The 17180-nt window shown below is 47.4% G+C and carries 15 protein-coding genes; 7 read left to right on the top strand and 8 right to left on the bottom strand.

The window, feature by feature from the left end; all coding sequences use genetic code 11:
- The 5 genes from HKN88_07495 to HKN88_07475 form a co-directional block, all read right to left on the bottom strand.
- Positions 1–4333, bottom strand: a 4333-nt coding sequence (locus HKN88_07495; protein ID NNC97903.1) for a hypothetical protein, incomplete at its 3' end; no start/stop codon positions are given.
- 96 nt (positions 4334–4429) lie between these two features.
- Entirely contained in the window at positions 4430–5665 is a 1236-nt protein-coding gene (locus tag HKN88_07490; protein NNC97902.1) for a methyl-accepting chemotaxis protein, read from the bottom strand.
- 61 nt (positions 5666–5726) lie between these two features.
- On the bottom strand, positions 5727–6293 hold the full coding sequence (locus HKN88_07485) for a purine-binding chemotaxis protein CheW (GenBank protein NNC97901.1): 567 nt from the start codon (positions 6291–6293) through the stop codon (positions 5727–5729).
- A 23-nt stretch (positions 6294–6316) separates the two neighbouring features.
- The gene (locus tag HKN88_07480; protein NNC97900.1) at positions 6317–6688 is read right to left on the bottom strand and encodes a response regulator; all 372 of its coding nucleotides are present in this window, start codon (positions 6686–6688) and stop codon (positions 6317–6319) included.
- 58 nt (positions 6689–6746) lie between these two features.
- Positions 6747–7151, bottom strand: a complete 405-nt coding sequence (locus HKN88_07475; protein ID NNC97899.1) for a response regulator — start codon at positions 7149–7151, stop codon at positions 6747–6749.
- Positions 7152–7589: 438 nt separating this feature from the next.
- Here HKN88_07475 and gshB point away from each other — a divergent pair, with 438 nt between their 5' ends.
- The 7 genes from gshB to HKN88_07440 all read left to right on the top strand — a co-directional run bounded on the left by gshB (position 7590) and on the right by HKN88_07440 (position 13591).
- Positions 7590–8558 (top strand): glutathione synthase, encoded by a 969-nt coding sequence (gene gshB / locus HKN88_07470; GenBank protein NNC97898.1) that lies wholly within the window; start codon positions 7590–7592, stop codon positions 8556–8558.
- Positions 8559–8622: 64 nt separating this feature from the next.
- Complete coding sequence (locus tag HKN88_07465; GenBank protein NNC97897.1) at positions 8623–9663, top strand: FAD:protein FMN transferase; 1041 nt, start codon at positions 8623–8625, stop codon at positions 9661–9663.
- A gap of 65 nt (positions 9664–9728) precedes the next feature.
- Positions 9729–10607: an energy transducer TonB gene (locus tag HKN88_07460; protein ID NNC97896.1), complete on the top strand. Its 879-nt coding sequence runs from the start codon at positions 9729–9731 to the stop codon at positions 10605–10607.
- An 80-nt stretch (positions 10608–10687) separates the two neighbouring features.
- A complete protein-coding gene (locus tag HKN88_07455; protein NNC97895.1) occupies positions 10688–11266 on the top strand; it encodes a YqgE/AlgH family protein in 579 nt (192 codons plus the stop codon).
- Positions 11259–11723: a Holliday junction resolvase RuvX gene (gene ruvX, locus HKN88_07450; protein ID NNC97894.1), complete on the top strand. Its 465-nt coding sequence runs from the start codon at positions 11259–11261 to the stop codon at positions 11721–11723. The genes HKN88_07455 and ruvX overlap by 8 nt, the downstream gene beginning before the upstream one ends.
- 47 nt (positions 11724–11770) lie before the next feature.
- Positions 11771–12691 carry an aspartate carbamoyltransferase catalytic subunit gene (locus tag HKN88_07445; GenBank protein NNC97893.1) on the top strand — a complete coding sequence of 307 codons (921 nt, stop codon included), beginning with the start codon at positions 11771–11773 and terminating at the stop codon, positions 12689–12691.
- Between the two features lie 3 nt (positions 12692–12694).
- Positions 12695–13591 (top strand): dihydroorotate dehydrogenase electron transfer subunit, encoded by an 897-nt coding sequence (locus tag HKN88_07440; GenBank protein NNC97892.1) that lies wholly within the window; start codon positions 12695–12697, stop codon positions 13589–13591.
- Positions 13592–13642: 51 nt separating this feature from the next.
- On the opposite strand, the gene HKN88_07435 is transcribed toward HKN88_07440, so the two are convergent.
- The 3 genes from HKN88_07435 to HKN88_07425 all read right to left on the bottom strand — a co-directional run bounded on the left by HKN88_07435 (position 13643) and on the right by HKN88_07425 (position 17042).
- Complete coding sequence (locus HKN88_07435) at positions 13643–14698, bottom strand: PilT/PilU family type 4a pilus ATPase (protein NNC97891.1); 1056 nt, start codon at positions 14696–14698, stop codon at positions 13643–13645.
- Between the two features lie 84 nt (positions 14699–14782).
- Positions 14783–15943 carry a PilT/PilU family type 4a pilus ATPase gene (locus HKN88_07430; GenBank protein ID NNC97890.1) on the bottom strand — a complete coding sequence of 387 codons (1161 nt, stop codon included), beginning with the start codon at positions 15941–15943 and terminating at the stop codon, positions 14783–14785.
- A 58-nt stretch (positions 15944–16001) separates the two neighbouring features.
- Positions 16002–17042: a type IV pilus twitching motility protein PilT gene (locus tag HKN88_07425; protein NNC97889.1), complete on the bottom strand. Its 1041-nt coding sequence runs from the start codon at positions 17040–17042 to the stop codon at positions 16002–16004.
- Positions 17043–17180 lie beyond the last annotated feature (138 nt).

The raw sequence follows: 17180 nt of genomic DNA, 5'->3' as shown, positions 1-17180 counted from the left end.
CACTGTGCTCGCTCTCTTCGCGGTGTTGATACAAAATGGTGGCCTCGGTTTCGATTTCCATTTTGCGTATTTGTTCACGCACCCGTTGAACGGTACGAGCCAACTCGGCCAGGTTGAGGTTGGCATTACTCAATTCTTGTTCAATGCGTGAACGGAATATACTGATCTCGCCCGCCTGGTTAAGCAAGGTCTCGAGGTTGTTGGTGCTTATGCGGGCCGCATCTTGTTGGCGTTGCTGGGTCGGAACGATCTGTGGGGCATATTCAAATATTGAATCTCCCGACTCATAATCTTGATCTTGTCTAATCTCTTGCTCGGAATCATCCGCATCAACACCAGCCTCGTGCAGATCAACCACATTGGTCATTGGCTCTTCGGCATAGGTATCATCAAATACTGGTAAATTCAGTTCCTGGACTTCAGGCTGTTCGGGCTCCTCATCAGCTGGCAGTTCAAATTCAGAGCTATCCTGGCTTTGCATGCCATCTTGTAAAGATTCCTCGCTGAATGCCATGACCTCGCCCGTGTCTTGGGCATCGGAAACAACTAAGTCAGAGCCGGAATCTTGAGTAACAGATTCTGGCACTTCGGTAGAAACGTCCCAAGCCGTGCTTTCAACCTCCTTGCCTTCGATCAGAGCCTGAAGTTTTTCTAATATCCCGGCCGGTGGTCGCGGTGGTTGTTCTTCTTGAACATCTGACAACATGCTATGCACATGATCCAGAGCAGACTGCAGGCCTTTACGCGCCGATTCATTATTGGCTAGATCATTATCACGCAAAGCGATCACAAAAGTTTCAAGGTCATGCGTGAAATCACCAATACTCAACAAGCCAGCCATGCGTGCACCACCTTTAAGTGTGTGCAATAGACGTTGTAATTCACTAATACTATTATTATCTATACCCTGGTCGCCCCAGGCTGACAAGGCTGTGTCTGATTGAGCGATTAATTCTTCTGCCTCTTCCAGGAAGATATTGGTAATCTCCGACTCAACCGCAATCAAGGTTGGCGCATTGGCCTGGAGCGCAGGCTCTTGAGTTGAATCAGCGACGATCAGTATGTCATCCAGTTCTACTTCAAGTTCGTCGAGAAGTTGTTCGGTTTCTTGGGTAGCTTCCAACGCATCAGATGATCCAGTCTCGGCTTGAGCTGGTGCATCACCAACATCTGCCTGATCGTCAGTGTTATCTGTGACATCCAGATCAATATCTGCATTCAACTCCATCACATCGTCACTGTCACTGAAACGACTGGTCTCGGAATAAGCCAGCGAGTCATCGTGAATTACGTCATCCAGGATGTCGAGATCAAGATCTTCGGCTTGACTGTCATCGTCTTTTTTCTCGATAAGTAAATCGACATTTTTACGTAAGTTTTCCAGTTCACCAAGTAATGCTTGAGATGCAAATGGCATTGCTTGATCTGTATTGATCGTGGCGATCATTTCTTCAATGACATTGGCAGATTGCGTTACGGTTTTAGCTGCATCTTCTTCAAAGGCAAGGCCTTCGTCATATAAGCGCTGAATAAATCGCTCAAGCTCGGTTGCAATTTCATTGATCGGTTCCAGGTCGGCCATATTGGCGCTGCCATGCAAAGTATGCACGGCACGATGCATACTGTTAGAAACCGGCTTTCCGATCGAATCGCGGCAAAACTCTTTGACTACCGACAAATGTTTTGATGACTCATCAATATAAATGTCATACAGGGCTTGTTCGAGCGCATAACGCTGGGGACTTTGTTTAGTATCATCAATTTGAATGTCAGGACGGTCGGCACCAACCAATGCTTCAATCTCGGCCGTATCCTTTCCGGACAACACATTGCGCATGTCCATAATCTGGGTATGCGGCGTATCCGCGTTGGGATTAAACCCTTCCTTGAGCATGTTGCGCATGTCAATGATCTGGGTATTCGGGGCATCTGATGACAATTCTCCGGCATTGGAAGCGGGGGTGCCTTCATTTTCTGATTTGCGGAAGGTCTGGGTATCGGTAAGCTCTTGCAACTTGGCCATCTGGCCAGGCAAAAGTGTCGCGTCGGTTTTGTCCTGGCTATGTAATTTTTGATCGGTGTAGGAATCAATCGACAGCATCAACTGATGAACATCTTCTTTGGTTTCAGTACCAACTTCCAGTTGCTCGATCAAGCCAGGGACCACTTCTATGGCGCGTTGTAATAAATAGCGGCCATCGTTATCAATTTGAACCGTACCCTCCAAAGTGCGATTGATCAGATTCTCGACCGCCCAGGCAAATTCACCAAGACGTTTGGCACCCACCATACGTCCACTGCCTTTTAAAGTATGGAAACCACGTCGAACTGATACCAGAGCTTCGCGTTGTGAGTTATCACCCAGCCAAGAGGCAAATTCTGGGGCAACCTGCTGGCCAACTTCTTTAGCTTCTTCAATAAATATCTCAATAACTTCTGGATCAGTTTGTAATTCGCTGTCCATGACCGGATAGGCATCGGGATGCACAGTCTGCTCGGTGTGCTGCGGATTCTGCATGCGTTCTATGTCTGCCGGGGTCAGACGTGGAACCGCAACGGTTCCGGTACCGATATTATTTTCTTGTGCAGAGGGCGCAGGTTCAGTAATTGTGCGTTCGTAATCCGAATGTTTATCAAGTCTGGTTTGCGGAAATGGGCGTGGTGCCTCACGTAGCAACTGATCCAGGCAATTGTCGGCATTATCCAGCATGTACCAGGGATCCCGGCGGCCCTTATTGAGGGTTTCGAGATAAAAATCCACACTCTCTATGGCACCGGCAAGTAGTTCTAAGTGCTCGCCATAGGGTAAGCGTCCACTGCCAATCAGATACCGGCTAATGTAATCCTGTAAGCGCTCTAGAATCACCGCCAAGCGTTCTTTACCACTGATCATACAAGCCGCATTGGCCTCTTTCAGCAGTACCGGTGCTCGTGAAATGGCCTTAAGGTCTGTCGGGTCACGCATGAATTGGCTGATAACCTCTTTCACCCGGGCCAGATTGACTTTGGTTTCCCGGAAAGTGGCACTCAATGCATCAAGCAGGAACTTTGGATTGTCTTTGGCTTTTTTGCCGGCCAGTTTATCCAGTTCTTCTTCCAATCTGCTTTCGACTTGCAATAATGAGGCAGCAACACCGATCATATGATTTTCGGTGAGGTTCTCGTTGCGCTCCAGAAGCGCTGAAATTTCTTGTTGTTGAACAATGACGCGTTTTTCCAGATCATCCAGTCCCAGCATTTTCAAGGTGTCGGCGATTTTTTTCAGACTTTGAAAACGATCCTCGATATTCAGGTTTTCTTTTGAGCCAGTACGATTAAAAATGTCCAGAGTATCTTTAACTCTTTCGAGATCCTCCTTGATTGCCTTTGACAAAGACTGCATGACTTCTGAATCCGGGGTAGCCATTGCTGCTCTGGCTTCTACAATCCTGTCTTCGACTTGTAACTTGTCATTTAAACTGAATGCTTTGCGAATCTCGGTAACGCGTTTACCTGATGATTCACTGCGCCCGATGAAATACAATAATTGGTTGATCAGGGTGCGGTCAGTATTCGCCTGAAAGTATTCTTCACCATTATCGAGGATCATTTTGCCCGCGCGATCCACTTGTCCAAACAAGCGGCGTAGATCTGGACTGGATTTTAGACCTTTCTCTATTAATGCCTCGATCAAGCCGCCTGTGACCCACCACAATTTAAAACTGCGCTCTTCTTTGGCGGACTTTTCATATTTTTCACTGATGACAGCCAGTCGGGTCAAATGCTTAATTGACTCTTTGTCTTTTATCCAGCCTAAAAGCGAAGTTTGGAAAATCGAACGATATTTACCCAAGAGCATCCGCAGATCATGCTGCGGCTTGAGCTTGGGCAACATGATGGTTTTATCGGATAGCTCTTCACGTTTGATATCCAGCAACAAGAGTGTGTCTTCAGATAATGGTTTTTCCTGTCGTGCTGCTCTCAGGTCTTGCAATATGGGTAACAAGGCAATCGAATGTTCCTTGCCGTCAGAATCCAGTGTTTTATTGAAAAAACTCGGTAAAAACACAACCCCGGCACTGACTGCTTCAAGAGCGGCATCGCGATTCGTGGATTTACGTTCCAGCAATTGGTCAACCACTTTGTTCATTTCACTGGCGAGCATTGCCGTGGCATTGAAGTCTATAAGCTCAAGGGCACCTTTGGCGGTGTGTAATAATTCTCGCACCATGCCCAGGTGTTTGTTATCACGGGTTTCAATGGCCAGTTCTAGTGCAGCCTTGATATCTTTCAGGGTTGCACGCATCTCGTCAGAGACGACATACAAGGTATCTTTGTAGGCGGCGTTTAACATGATCTTAGCTTAATTTGTTACCGACATTTGGCGGTAACGGTTCTTATTTAGCAATGTTTCCTTTGTTGTATGGTCATTCCAGTTTGCTGTTGCTTGTTAGCTGTTTTGTTCGGGTAAGGTAAAGCCTTCAACCGACTCACGCAGTTCGTTCGCCAAATCTGCCAATTTGGATACGTTAGTGGAGGTTACCGACGCACCACCAGCAGTCTGGGTAGAATATTTTCTTAATACTTCCATGGTTTTGATCACGTTGGTAGCCTCAACCGCCTGACTTTGTGACGCGGAGGAAATACCGGTAATCAATTCCGAGATCTGTTTGGAAACCGACTGAATCTCATCCAGCGCTTCACCGGCGTTCTCGGCGAGTTTGGCGCCGCCCACCACGTTGGCTGTTGATTCTTCCATCGAAGCAACTGCTTCATTGGTATCGGTTTGAATAGTTTTCACCAGAGTTTCGATCTGTCTGGTGGCATCGGTCGCACGTTCAGCCAGTCGCTGTACTTCATCCGCGACCACCGCAAAACCGCGACCGGCTTCACCCGCCATAGACGCCTGAATCGAGGCATTCAAGGCCAAAATATTGGTTTGTTCGGCGATGTCGTTAATCAGGCCAACGATGTTTCCAATTTCCTGCGAACTCTCGCCCAGACGCTTGATCCGTTTGGAGGTTTCTTGAATGGTTTCACGAATAGAAGCCATACCTTCAATGGTACGACGTACGGCTTTACCGCCCTTGTCGGCGATCTGTACCGATTGTTGTGCAACATTGGATGAGATCTCGGCGTTATTTGATACTTTTCGTATTGATTCCGTGATCGAGCTAATTGCGTCATTGGCCTGGATCACATGATCATTCTGACTGGCACTCACTTCACTCAGTTTGTTAGCGGTCACCTGAGTTTGCTGGGCGGCACGATTTACCTGGGTTGCGGTTTGGTCAATTGTGACAACCAGTTCACGTAAGGCATCAACCGCGTAATTGATCGAGTCTGCAATTGAACCGGTTACGTCTTCAGTCACCGATGCTTCAACCGTCAAGTCTCCATCCGCGAGACTCCCCAGTTCGTCCATCAAACGTAAAATACCTTCCTGGTCTTTTTCGCCTTTGATCATTGCTTGTTGTGCCATAACTCGTGCATGTCCGGTTTTCCAGTATGCAAATAACATCCCGAGTATGCACAACCCGGCCAGGGCTACGAGCGACTCCAGTAAAAACGGAATGTTGCCGCCCAGCCCAAGGACGTTCAGTACTACAGCAACGACAATTATGAGCAAGCCGATCAACCCGAACAGGGGTATCTCTCTTGGACTCAAATTACTTTGTTTAGCCATGGGTTTTCCTCATGCGACAAACTCTGTCTTAATTTTTAGTATATTTAGTTTTATATTTTTATTAATTTACACTTGCAGCACTAGACTGCATGAATTGCGGGCTTTCCACTAACTTGCGTAATCCTAACACTGACCAGTGATTGTCATCTCGCTGGCAAGTGCCAAGTACGTATGGCTCGACCTGGTAATCTGTATTGGCAACTTTGCCCTTGGCCAACTCGGAATCACTAAAGCGTCGGAAGCCAAAGACCTCATCGACAATTAAGGCCACGGGTATCTTGTCATGGTTAACAACCAACATTCTTTCTTTGCCAGAAATTTCGTGTTCCCCGGCACCAACAAAACGGGCCAGATCGATTACCGGTATTAACTGACTGCGCAAATTCGCCAAGCCTCGTATCCAGTCGCTGGCACCTGGTACGCGGGTGGTGGGTATTACATTCAATACTTCCCTAACGTCACTGCGAGAGGTCAAAAAGGTTTCTTTGCCTACACGAAATGCCACACCCACCCACTCACGGCGATTTCCAGCACCAACTTGTGACTGACTCGCTTCACGGCAGCGCTGCTCAAGCAGTTGCAACAGACGAAACGGCGTGTCGCGATATTCGTAGAGGGGTTCTGACATTATTAGGTTTGCCTAAAGCGCGCTCAGGAATTTTTATCCAGAACTTCGCTGATTTTCTCCATCAGGCTTTTTTCTTTAACCGGTTTCACCAGATAATCGACAGCGCCCTGGCGCATGCCCCAGATACGATCGGTTTCCTGATTCTTGGTTGTGACCATGATGACCGGGATTGCCGAAGTTTTGTCGTTGCGGGATAGTTTACGCGTGGCTTGAAAACCATTAACGCCCGGCATGACCACGTCCATCAGGATCAAGTCCGGCGATTCAGCTTCTGCCATTTCAATTCCGGATTTGCCATCCTGCGCAACCAATACGTCATGCCCCCCTTTATCCAGGAAACCCTTGAGTATGTGAACCTCGGTTGGTGAGTCATCGACAATTAAAACTTTGGCCATCTGAGTTTTTCCTCTTTTTTACTGCGGTGCCCGCTATTAAAATGATTAGTTGTTGTATTTATGCAGCTGCATCGGTATGCAGGTTAATTGCATTCAATAATTCTTCTTTGGTAAATGGCTTGGTCAGATACTGTTCTGATCCGACGATCTTGCCACGCGCCCGGTCAAACAAGCCATCTTTACTTGATAACATGATAATCGGTGTCTGATTGTAGGTTTTATTGTGCTTAATCAAGGCACAGGTCTGATAACCGTCCAGTCTGGGCATCATGATGTCGACAAAGATCACATCGGGTTTGTGGTCCGCAACTTTTGACAAGGCATCAAATCCATCGATGGCGGTAAAGACTCTGAATCCCTCTTTAGTGAGGATGGTTTCAGCTGTGCGCCGGATAGTTTTACTATCATCGATGATCAAAACCTTTAATCCGGTGTTTTCTTGCGCTTGCGTATTGCTCACAATAGCTCCAATTGTTGAAATCTCGCATAACTTGGAGGCATGAAATATTCATTCACAAGTCTTTTGAGATTCTCATAAGTAACTGATTATTAAAATATTTATGTAAGATTTCGATGCGCCGAAACGCACCAAATCAATACTTTATACATATGTAATGGGTCTGGAAATCAGACAATCCATAACAGCCCTTTCTATAGGGCGAAAATCCAGCTTCCCCTAAAGCGTTGTCATCCATTATTCCCCAGACAACCTTTTTACCATATTCACCGCATCCCGCCAAGTAAGAATTCTTATTTTATCTTGATTGCTCAGTGAGTTATTTTACATAGTGAAGTTTTTTATGAAGTAAAATCACGATAATTGAAAGTCTGCCAAATCATGCTGACAAAGCAGTCCGAAGATCCATCAATTTGACCCAACTCTCAAGCGAGCACCAATCTCATGGCAAAAACAACAAAGCGTCCCAAAATTGCGATTGTGATGGATCCGATCCAGTCAGTGGCCGCGTATAAAGACACAACAATTGGCATGATCTGGGCCGCACAAGACTATGCCGATGTGCATTATTTGAATTTAGCCGATCTCTGGATCGCAAACGGTCAGGCCATGACTTGCTCGCAGTTACTGGTATTACACAACGATCAGGGGAAAGGTGATTGGTATCAATTAGGTGAAAGAAACACCCGTCCGGCGTCGCAATTTGACATCATTTTGATGCGTAAAGACCCACCTTTTGATATGGAGTACATATACGCGACCTATATTCTGGATCGCGCTCAAGTTAGCGGAGTTACCGTCAGTAATCATCCGCAAGCCCTCAGGGATATTAATGAAAAAGCTTACACCGCCTGGTTTCCCGAGTTGTGTCCGCCCACATTGATCACGCGTGACATGCAACGCATGGTCAATTTTCAACAAACGCATGGCAGTGTGGTTGCCAAACCTCTGGATGGCATGGGTGGTAAATCGATATTCGTGATCCATCCCAAGGATGGTAATCGCCAGGTTATTTTTGAAACCCTCACAGACCATGGCAAAAGATTCGCCATGGTCCAGGGGTTTATTCCCGAGATCACTGAAACCGGTGACCAGCGCATTATCATTATTGATGGAAAAGCTGCGCCCTATGCGCTGGCTCGCATACCCGTTCCAGGTGAGCATCGCGGTAACCTGGCAGCTGGAGGCAAAGGTCAAGGCGTGCCATTGAGTTCTGCTGCCCAAAAAATTGCAAATGTAGTTGGTCCCGAACTTAAAAAACGAGGCGTATTATTTGCCGGCCTGGATGTGATCGGAAACTACATGACCGAGATTAACGTCACCAGCCCAACAGGCATTCGCGAACTCAATTCGCAGTTCGACCTGGACCTGGGGCGAGATTATGTCAATGCCTTGCTCAAGCAGATCACATAGAACGGATTTGCCCATCGATACAATTAACCGCAAGGTGTATAAGTTATTCTGCTGTGTAATAGCCATGAGTATTGCACTGTTTTCGGGGTGCGCTTCAGAAGAAAGCCCCCATAAATTCCAGCGCTATACCCTCGGCACCTATGTACAGCTACAAATCTATTCCAGCAAACATCAGGCGGATGAATTCATTAAGCAGTTTGATCAACTCAGCAAAAAACAAACCAAAGACCTCTATGCCTGGGGTGATGGCTGGCTAACGGTTCAAAACCGGTTTTTGGAAAACGCCCAATGTGGTCTGCCCGTTGATGATGACAGCATGGTTTTTTTTCAAAAACTGAAAGACTTGCATGCGCATAGTTCCGGTTTATTCGACCCGGCAATCATGCCTCTTGTGGAACTATGGGGTTTTCATAAATCCGAGGAAATGCGTTCGGTTCCGCCAACGGATGAAGAAATTGAATCTCTCATGGCTCGATATGGCAATATGCAAGACATTGAATTGCACGACCGGAAAATTTGCGCCAAACGTCCATTAAAAGTGGATCTTGGCGGTGTCGCAAAGGGCTGGGCGGCGCAACAAGCGTTCGAAATGCTATACGAGCATGGCATTAACAACGCACTCATCGGTTTTGGGGGTGATCTCATCGCGCTTGGTCATAAGCCTGATGGCTCGCCCTGGAAAGTGGGATTAAAAAACCCCGATATCCACAGCAAAGGCTTTGATGCCCCGGCCATATTCACGCTTGATAAAAGAGAATCATCAGCGACGGCAGTATTCACGTCGGGTGACTACGAACGCCAGTTTGAATATAAAGGCAAACGTTCGCACCACATACTTGATCCACGCAGCGGCTACCCGAATACAGCAATTCGCAGCGTAACCGTCATTCACTCGGACCCGATATTGGCCGATGCTGCAGCAACCGCATTGCATGTGGCCGGTGAAGACTGGCAAAACATAGCCAAACAAATGAAAGTTGAAAATGTTTTAGTATTGTTCCCGAATAAAAAGGCACAAATAACAAACTCAATGAATGATCTAACCTCCTGGCAAGACCCGGATTATAAAGTTGAAGTGATCGCGCAACTAAATTCGACATACTGAATCTAAGTTATAATATGCGAGCTTCCAATTGAATAACTTAATGCTTTCTTCGGACCCCATTCACCATGCTTAATGATAATGATCGACTGATGACGGCTTTTTTTGTTGCGATTATTTTGCATGGAATCGTGATCTTGGGCATTACCTTTGAATCAGAAGCATTGATCCACAGTGGCAGCGATCAACTCGAAGTGGTACTGATACAGGGTCACAGTGACGACCTGGAACCGGAAAATGCAAAATATTACGCCCAGTCGAATCAACTGGGCTCCGGCAACACCGCAGATCAGGTACGTGCCTCCAGTGACCCTACGCAAGGTGATCCGTTTGATAATCCAGGCAATCCCGACGGCCAGGCGCTACAAGAACGTGAAGTTATTACTGACGAAGCGATGCGCCAATATCTGGCTGCACGGAAATCCGATCGCCCGAGTGTGCTTATACAAGTGAAGCCCGATATTGCTATTTCGGATTACCGCTTAAAGGCACGCCTCATGACCAGTGGTGAACAGGTACTGGCTCCGCAAGAAAAGACCGATGTCAAAAATCTCATAACTGCAAGCGAAGATAACGAGCTGGTGGTGTCGATCAATGCCAAAGAAAGCAATGTGGCAAATTACATCAGCGCCTGGCGACAGAAAGTGGAACGCATTGGCACCTTGAATTACCCTAAAGATCTGCTGGAAAAAAACCGACAACGTTCACCCGTCATCGAGGTCTCGATCGGTCGCGATGGCTCAATCCGCAAAGCGGCAATTTTACGCACATCCGGATCAGGCTCTACTGATCAGGCCGCCTTGCGAATCTTGCGCCTTGCAGCGCCTTTTGACCCTTTCCCCGAAGAACTGGCGGTTGGTAATAACGCGCTGACCTTTGTGTACGAATGGCAATTCACCGAAGTTGGCGTGGTTAAAGGTCGTGCCTTTAAAGGTGATTCTAATTAGACTCAGAATTCTTGTGTTTTATCACTTTAAAGCGGGACAAAAACTTACTTTTTCGAGCTGTGATGACCGATAATGGAGTCATGCAAGAAGGCTATCTCAACAACCAGTTACTTATTGCAATGCCGCAAATGCACGATCCTGTTTTCGAAAAAACCGTGACCCTGATCTGCGAGCATAATGCGGATGGTGCCTTGGGCATTGTGATCAATCGCCCTATTGCCATTAGTGTTGGTGAAGTGTTGCAACAACTGGATCTGGAATACCAGGGCAATGAAGGCAATGAACCGGTCCTGATCGGCGGACCTGTTGCCAGCGACCGTGGCTTTGTTTTGCATCGCATTGATAGTGACCTGAATAGCGAGCATGGTAGATGGGCATCATCCCTGGATGTGTCCGAGCAGATCCGGGTCACCACTTCCAAAGATATCATGCTCGCCATTGCTAATGGCAGTGGCCCAAGCCAAAAAGCCTTCGCCCTGGGGTATTCAGGCTGGGAAGCCGGTCAACTGGAAGAAGAGCTACTCGCCAATGCCTGGTTAACCGCCCCCTGCGATACCCGTATTCTATTCGAGATCCCATATGCTCAACGCTGGGAGGCTGCAGCACAATCCATAGGGATCGACTTGCACAATCTGAGTGGTGACGTTGGACATGCCTGATTCATCTGGCATGTCTGCCCCAAAAATCAATCAATCAATTATGGCGCTGGACTATGGCCAGCGGCGTATTGGTGTGGCGGTGGGAAACCCGATTACCCGCAATGCTCAGGCGCTGACCACCGTTATAATCAGTGACCCATTCACCATCAGCAATGCATTGCTCGATTTGATCAAAGAATGGCAACCCCATAAGTTGATCATGGGTATGCCGTATAATGCGGATGGCAGCGAATCCGGGATGGGTAAATCCATTCGACGTTACGCAGCTTTACTCAGTGACCGAATTGATATGCCAATAGAATTTATCGATGAAAGTTACAGCTCCAGGGAAGCCGGCAAGCAAATAAAAGAATTGCGCCAAACTGGCAAACGGAATAGACGTGTCAAAAAAACCGACATTGATAAAGCCGCGGCTGCAGTAATGCTACAACGCTGGATGGACGAGAATTACACTTAAACTGCCACAACAACTTACGAAACAATAAAACCAAACGAACTCACTACATGCACCATCTTTCAAGCATTGCCGACCTGAGCGCAGAAAACATACGAGCAATATTTTCTAAAGCCGATGAATTGAAAGCCATGTCGGCGACAGAGCTGAACACGCGTTTACAACATCGCATTCTGGCCAATTTGTTTTTTGAACCGAGTACACGTACCCGGCTTTCCTTTGAGTCAGCCGCCAAACAGCTGGGCATGCACGTGCTGACCATGAATGAACATCAATCATCGCGGGTCAAGGGCGAAACCTATCTCGATACGCTGATCACACTGCAAGCGGTGGGCGCCGAGATCTTTGTGATTCGCAGCAAAGATGAAAAAATTTGCAATGAACTGGCGATTCAGATGAGCCGGCTGCATCCGAATACGCATATCATTAATGGTGGTGGCGGCACACTGAATCATCCTACCCAGGGCTTACTCGACGTTTACACCATGCTCCAGCATCACTCCGATCTCGAGTCTGCCAAGATCGTTATAGTGGGTGACATCAAACACTCGCGAGTGGCGCGTTCCACCTGTCAGTGTTTGAATGCGCTGGGGATCACAAACATCAGTTTAGTGGCACCGCAACATCTGTTGCCGGAAGCCTCTGAATTCACAACATCTAAACAGGGCACTGATCTGGATACCGCACTGGAAAATGCCGATATCGTGATGGCGCTACGCATACAAAAAGAACGCATGCTGGATGGCGAGATTCCAGACAACGACAGTTATCACCAGCGTTACGGCATTAATAGTCAGCGATTGGAAAAAACCTGTCCACAAGCACTGGTTATGCACCCGGGTCCAATGAATCGCGGCGTTGAGATCAGTAGCGAACTGGCTGACAGCCAACGCTCCTTGATTTCGGCACAAGTTAACAACGGGCTTTTCATCCGAATGGCTCTGTTCGATCTCTTACTCAATAAACAATAATTTATGAACACAACAACGACTGACACATCACATCGCGGACAGATCTTTCTCGAATCGGCAACGGTTATTGAGCAAGAGTCCTGGCCTGGCGAGCAATACATACTGCGCGTGTATGCTCCTGAAACTGCCAAACGCGCCAAGGCAGGAAGTTTTGCGCATCTTACCTGTGACCCGGCTGTACCCATGCGTCGGCCCTTGTCCATCATGCGCGCTTCACCTGAACAAGGCTGGGTGGATTTTTTATACAAAATTCATGGTCACGGCCTGCATCACTTAAGTTCGCGTGCAGCAGGTGACAACATCAGTGTGTTGGGACCGATTGGCAAAGGCTTCACTTTACATGCGAATAAACCCCGCCCTTTATTGATCGGCGGCGGCGTAGGAATTCCGCCAATGATATTTCTAGCCGAAAGCATCAAGGCTAACCCAGACGCCGACTGGAAAACTTTTTGCATCATGGGTTCCGAGATTCCGTTTCCCTTCGCTGTGAGCAAATCGTCGATAGCAGTACAAGGCATAGATGAGGCCATCAATGGCTCACACCCGCTGCTGGAAAGCTGGAACATTCCAAGCCGTCTTGCTTCCTGGCAAGGCTATGCAGCCAGTTTCAAGGGCTTTGTGACCGATCTTGCCGATGCACATTTACAGACTTTGTCGCAAGCCGAACTCGATGAGATCGAGATCTTTGCCTGCGGGCCTACACCAATGTTAAAAGCCGTGGCCGCGCTAGCGCGTAAATACAGTCTTGACTGCCAGGTTTCGCTGGAAGAGTTTATGGCCTGTGCGGTGGGTGGATGCGCCGGGTGTACCGTTCCGGTGCAAACTCCGAACGGTTTAGAAATGCAACGCGTCTGTGTGGATGGCCCGGTATTCGAGGCCGCGCAAGTCTATCCTGGCTAAGTTGTAGTTATTTACTTATCGACCTGCAAAAGCAGGTCAATACAAGTGTGATCAACCAAAATTGATTCTGGCTTCCAGGTCGGCTTTGGAATCCGCATTCAACAGAGCTTCTTCCAAAGATACTTTGCCAGAGGCGTATAACTCGTACAATGCAGAATCAAAACTCTGCATGCCGCCTTCGGTAGTTGCGTTCAAAGCTTCTTTCACACTACTAATATCATTTTTCAGGATCAGCTCACGAATGTGCGGGGTATTCATCATGACCTCTACCGCCGCACAGCGTTTACCATTTTTCATGATCACAAGGCGTTGTGAAATGATGGCGTTTAAATACTGTGACATATCAGTCAGGATCTGGTGATGGCGCTCTTGCGGAAACATATTAATAATCCTGTCCAGGGTTTCTGCAGCATTATTGGCGTGCAAGGTTGCAACCGTTAAATGCCCGGTACCTGCCAGGGTTAATGCCGTTTCCATGGTTTCACCGTCTCGGATCTCGCCAATCAAAATCACATCCGGCGCTTCTCGCACGGCACTGCGCAGTGCATTGTGATAGCTGTGGGTGTCGGTACCCAGTTCGCGTTGATTGACTATAGACTTTTTACTTTTGTGCAAAAATTCAATCGGATCTTCAACAGTTAAAATGTGGCTGGAAGAGTTTTCATTGCGATGATCAAGCATTGCTGCAAGCGTGGTTGATTTGCCCGAACCGGTCGCGCCAACCATCAACACCAATCCCCTTTTACCCATGATCAATTCCGGAATCTTGTCTGGCAGATCCAGATCTTCCAGGCGTGGGGTTTCAGGTGAAATAAAGCGTAAAACCATCGCAATACTGCTGCGCTGATGGAAGACATTGACCCGAAAACGTCCCAAACCCGATTCCGAGATGGCGAAATCCACTTCCAGGTTCTCGATCAATTGCTCTTTTTCTGACTGGGTCATGATCGACATGGCCGCCGCTTTGACAGACGCCACATCCAGAATGGTATTGTTCACAGCACGGATCACACCGTCGATCTTGATCTTGATCGGCGAGAACGGACTCAAGAAAAGATCCGAGGCTCTTTTCTCGGCCATAATTTTTAACAGGGGTTTGATATTCATAACAACAAGCTTCCAGAGATCAGTTTATTTTGTAACTTTTTTAATATTATTTAATTGTTTTTAAATTGTGTAAGGCCTACTGGCTTAACGATGAAAGCCGTCGGTATCATCTTCTTCAAGAATTTCCAGAGAAGTCGAGGATTCATCGATCTTTTCATTGCGCTTACTGTCGAGTTTAACGCGCAAACGCAATTCATTACGTGAATCGGCATTACGCAAGGCATCTTCATAACTGATAGTACCATCTTCATAATGATTGAATAAGGCCTGGTCAAACGTACACATGCCCATACGTGTGGATTTTGCCATGGTGTCTTTCAGCAGGTTTACTTCACCTTTAAAGATCAGATCTGCAACCAGGGGTGAATGTAACAGGATCTCCATAGCCGCAACCCGGCCTTTGCCCGATGAGCGGGGAATCAGTCGTTGCGAGATCAAGCCTTTCAGGTTCAAAGAAAGATCCATCAATAACTGATCGCGGCGCTCTTCCGGGAAAAAGTTGATAATACGATCGAGCGCCTGGTTGGAGTTATTGGCGTGCAAGGTGGCCAGACATAAATGACCGGTTTCAGCAAACTGCACCGCGTATTCCATGGTTTCGCGACTGCGGATCTCGCCCATCAGAATAACGTCGGGCGCCTGACGCAAGGTATTCATCAGCGCCACTTCCCAGGAATCGGTATCTACCCCGACCTCACGTTGTGTGATCACACATTTTTGATGACGATGCACAAATTCAATCGGGTCTTCGATGGTAATGATGTGTCCATTGGAGTTTTTGTTGCGATGATCAAGCATCGCGGCCAGGGAGGTAGACTTACCCGAGCCGGTTGCCCCGACCACGATGACCAGACCGCGTTTTTGCAGCACCACATCTTTCAAGACCGGCGGCAAACCGAGTTTATCGAATTCAGGAATGTCGGTGGTAATGGTTCTTAAGACTGCACCAACATGGGTTTGCTGTACAAACGCATTAACACGAAAACGTCCGATACCGCGCGGACTGATGGCAAAGTTACATTCTTTGGTGGCATCAAAAGATTTGGTTTGTTTGTCATTCATTATCGATCGAACGATCACACTACTTTGCAAAGGGGTCAGGGGCTTATCCGAAACCGGTTTTACCGCACCATCAACTTTGATCGCCGGCGGAAATCCGGCTGTAATGAATAGATCCGAGCCGCCCTTTGCAACCATGGCGCGCAATAGATCCTGCATGAATTTAATCGCTTGATCTCTTTCCATTGTTTTCCCTTAAAGTGTGTTTCTTGGCATTATTCTTTTGTGAATCGGTAACTAAAACTTAAAACAACTCTTTCTGGGAAGCACGATAACGCGCGTCCTGACGTGAGATCTGACCGCGTTTCACCAAGTCTTGCAAACATTGATCAAGGGTTTGCATGCCTTCCGCCTGTCCCGTCTGGATGGCTGAATACATTTGCGCGATCTTGCCTTCACGGATCAGGTTTCGAATCGCCGGCGTACCGATCATAATTTCGTGAGCTGCAATTCGCCCACCACCTATTTTTTTCAATAGCGTTTGTGAAATAACCGCGCGTAGAGATTCAGACAACATCGCACGCACCATTTCTTTTTCCGCTGCCGGGAACACGTCAACAATACGGTCAATGGTTTTGGCGGCCGAACTGGTGTGCAGGGTTCCGAACACCAGGTGACCGGTTTCTGCAGCGGTTAGCGCCAGGCGAATGGTCTCAAGGTCACGCATCTCGCCAACCAGGATCACATCAGGATCTTCACGCAAGGCAGAACGCAGTGCTTCATTAAAGCCCAGAGTATCGCGATGGACTTCACGCTGGTTGATCAGAGATTTTTTACTTTGGTGTACAAATTCGATCGGATCTTCAATGGTTAAAATGTGATGCGGCTTGGTCTCATTGATGTAGTTGATCATGGCCGCAAGCGTGGTTGATTTTCCCGAACCGGTCGGACCGGTGACCAGACAAATTCCGCGCGGTTGGTCAGAAATGTCCATAAACGAGGCAGGTGCAGCAATATCCTCAAGGGTCAGCACTTCCGATGGAATGGTACGAAACACGGCGGCCGCACCACGACCCTGGTTAAATGCATTAACCCTGAAACGCGCCAAATTCGGAATTTCGAAAGAGAAATCTGTTTCCAGGAATTCTTCATAATCCTTACGTTGCTTGTCATTCATAATGTCATAGATCATGGTGTGCACATCTTTGTGCGCCATAGCATCCATATTCAGACGTTTAACGTCACCATCTACCCGGATCATCGGAGGTAAACCCCCTGATAAGTGCAGGTCAGACGCATTATTTTTAACACTGAATGAGAGCAACTGTGCAATATCAACGGCCATGGGATATCCTTTTTTGGTTTTGTAACTTTCGACTTATAAATTAGTCATACAATTTTTGATCTTTATGGCAGCGGCTCATTCATTGGTTTTGAAACTTTACGCTTGCATAAAATATCGTAAACCCTAAGTATAGCGCAC

Source organism: Gammaproteobacteria bacterium (assembly GCA_013001575.1).
GTDB lineage: Bacteria > Pseudomonadota > Gammaproteobacteria > Steroidobacterales > JABDMI01 > JABDMI01.
This window is presented reverse-complemented; position numbering and strand designations above follow the sequence as displayed.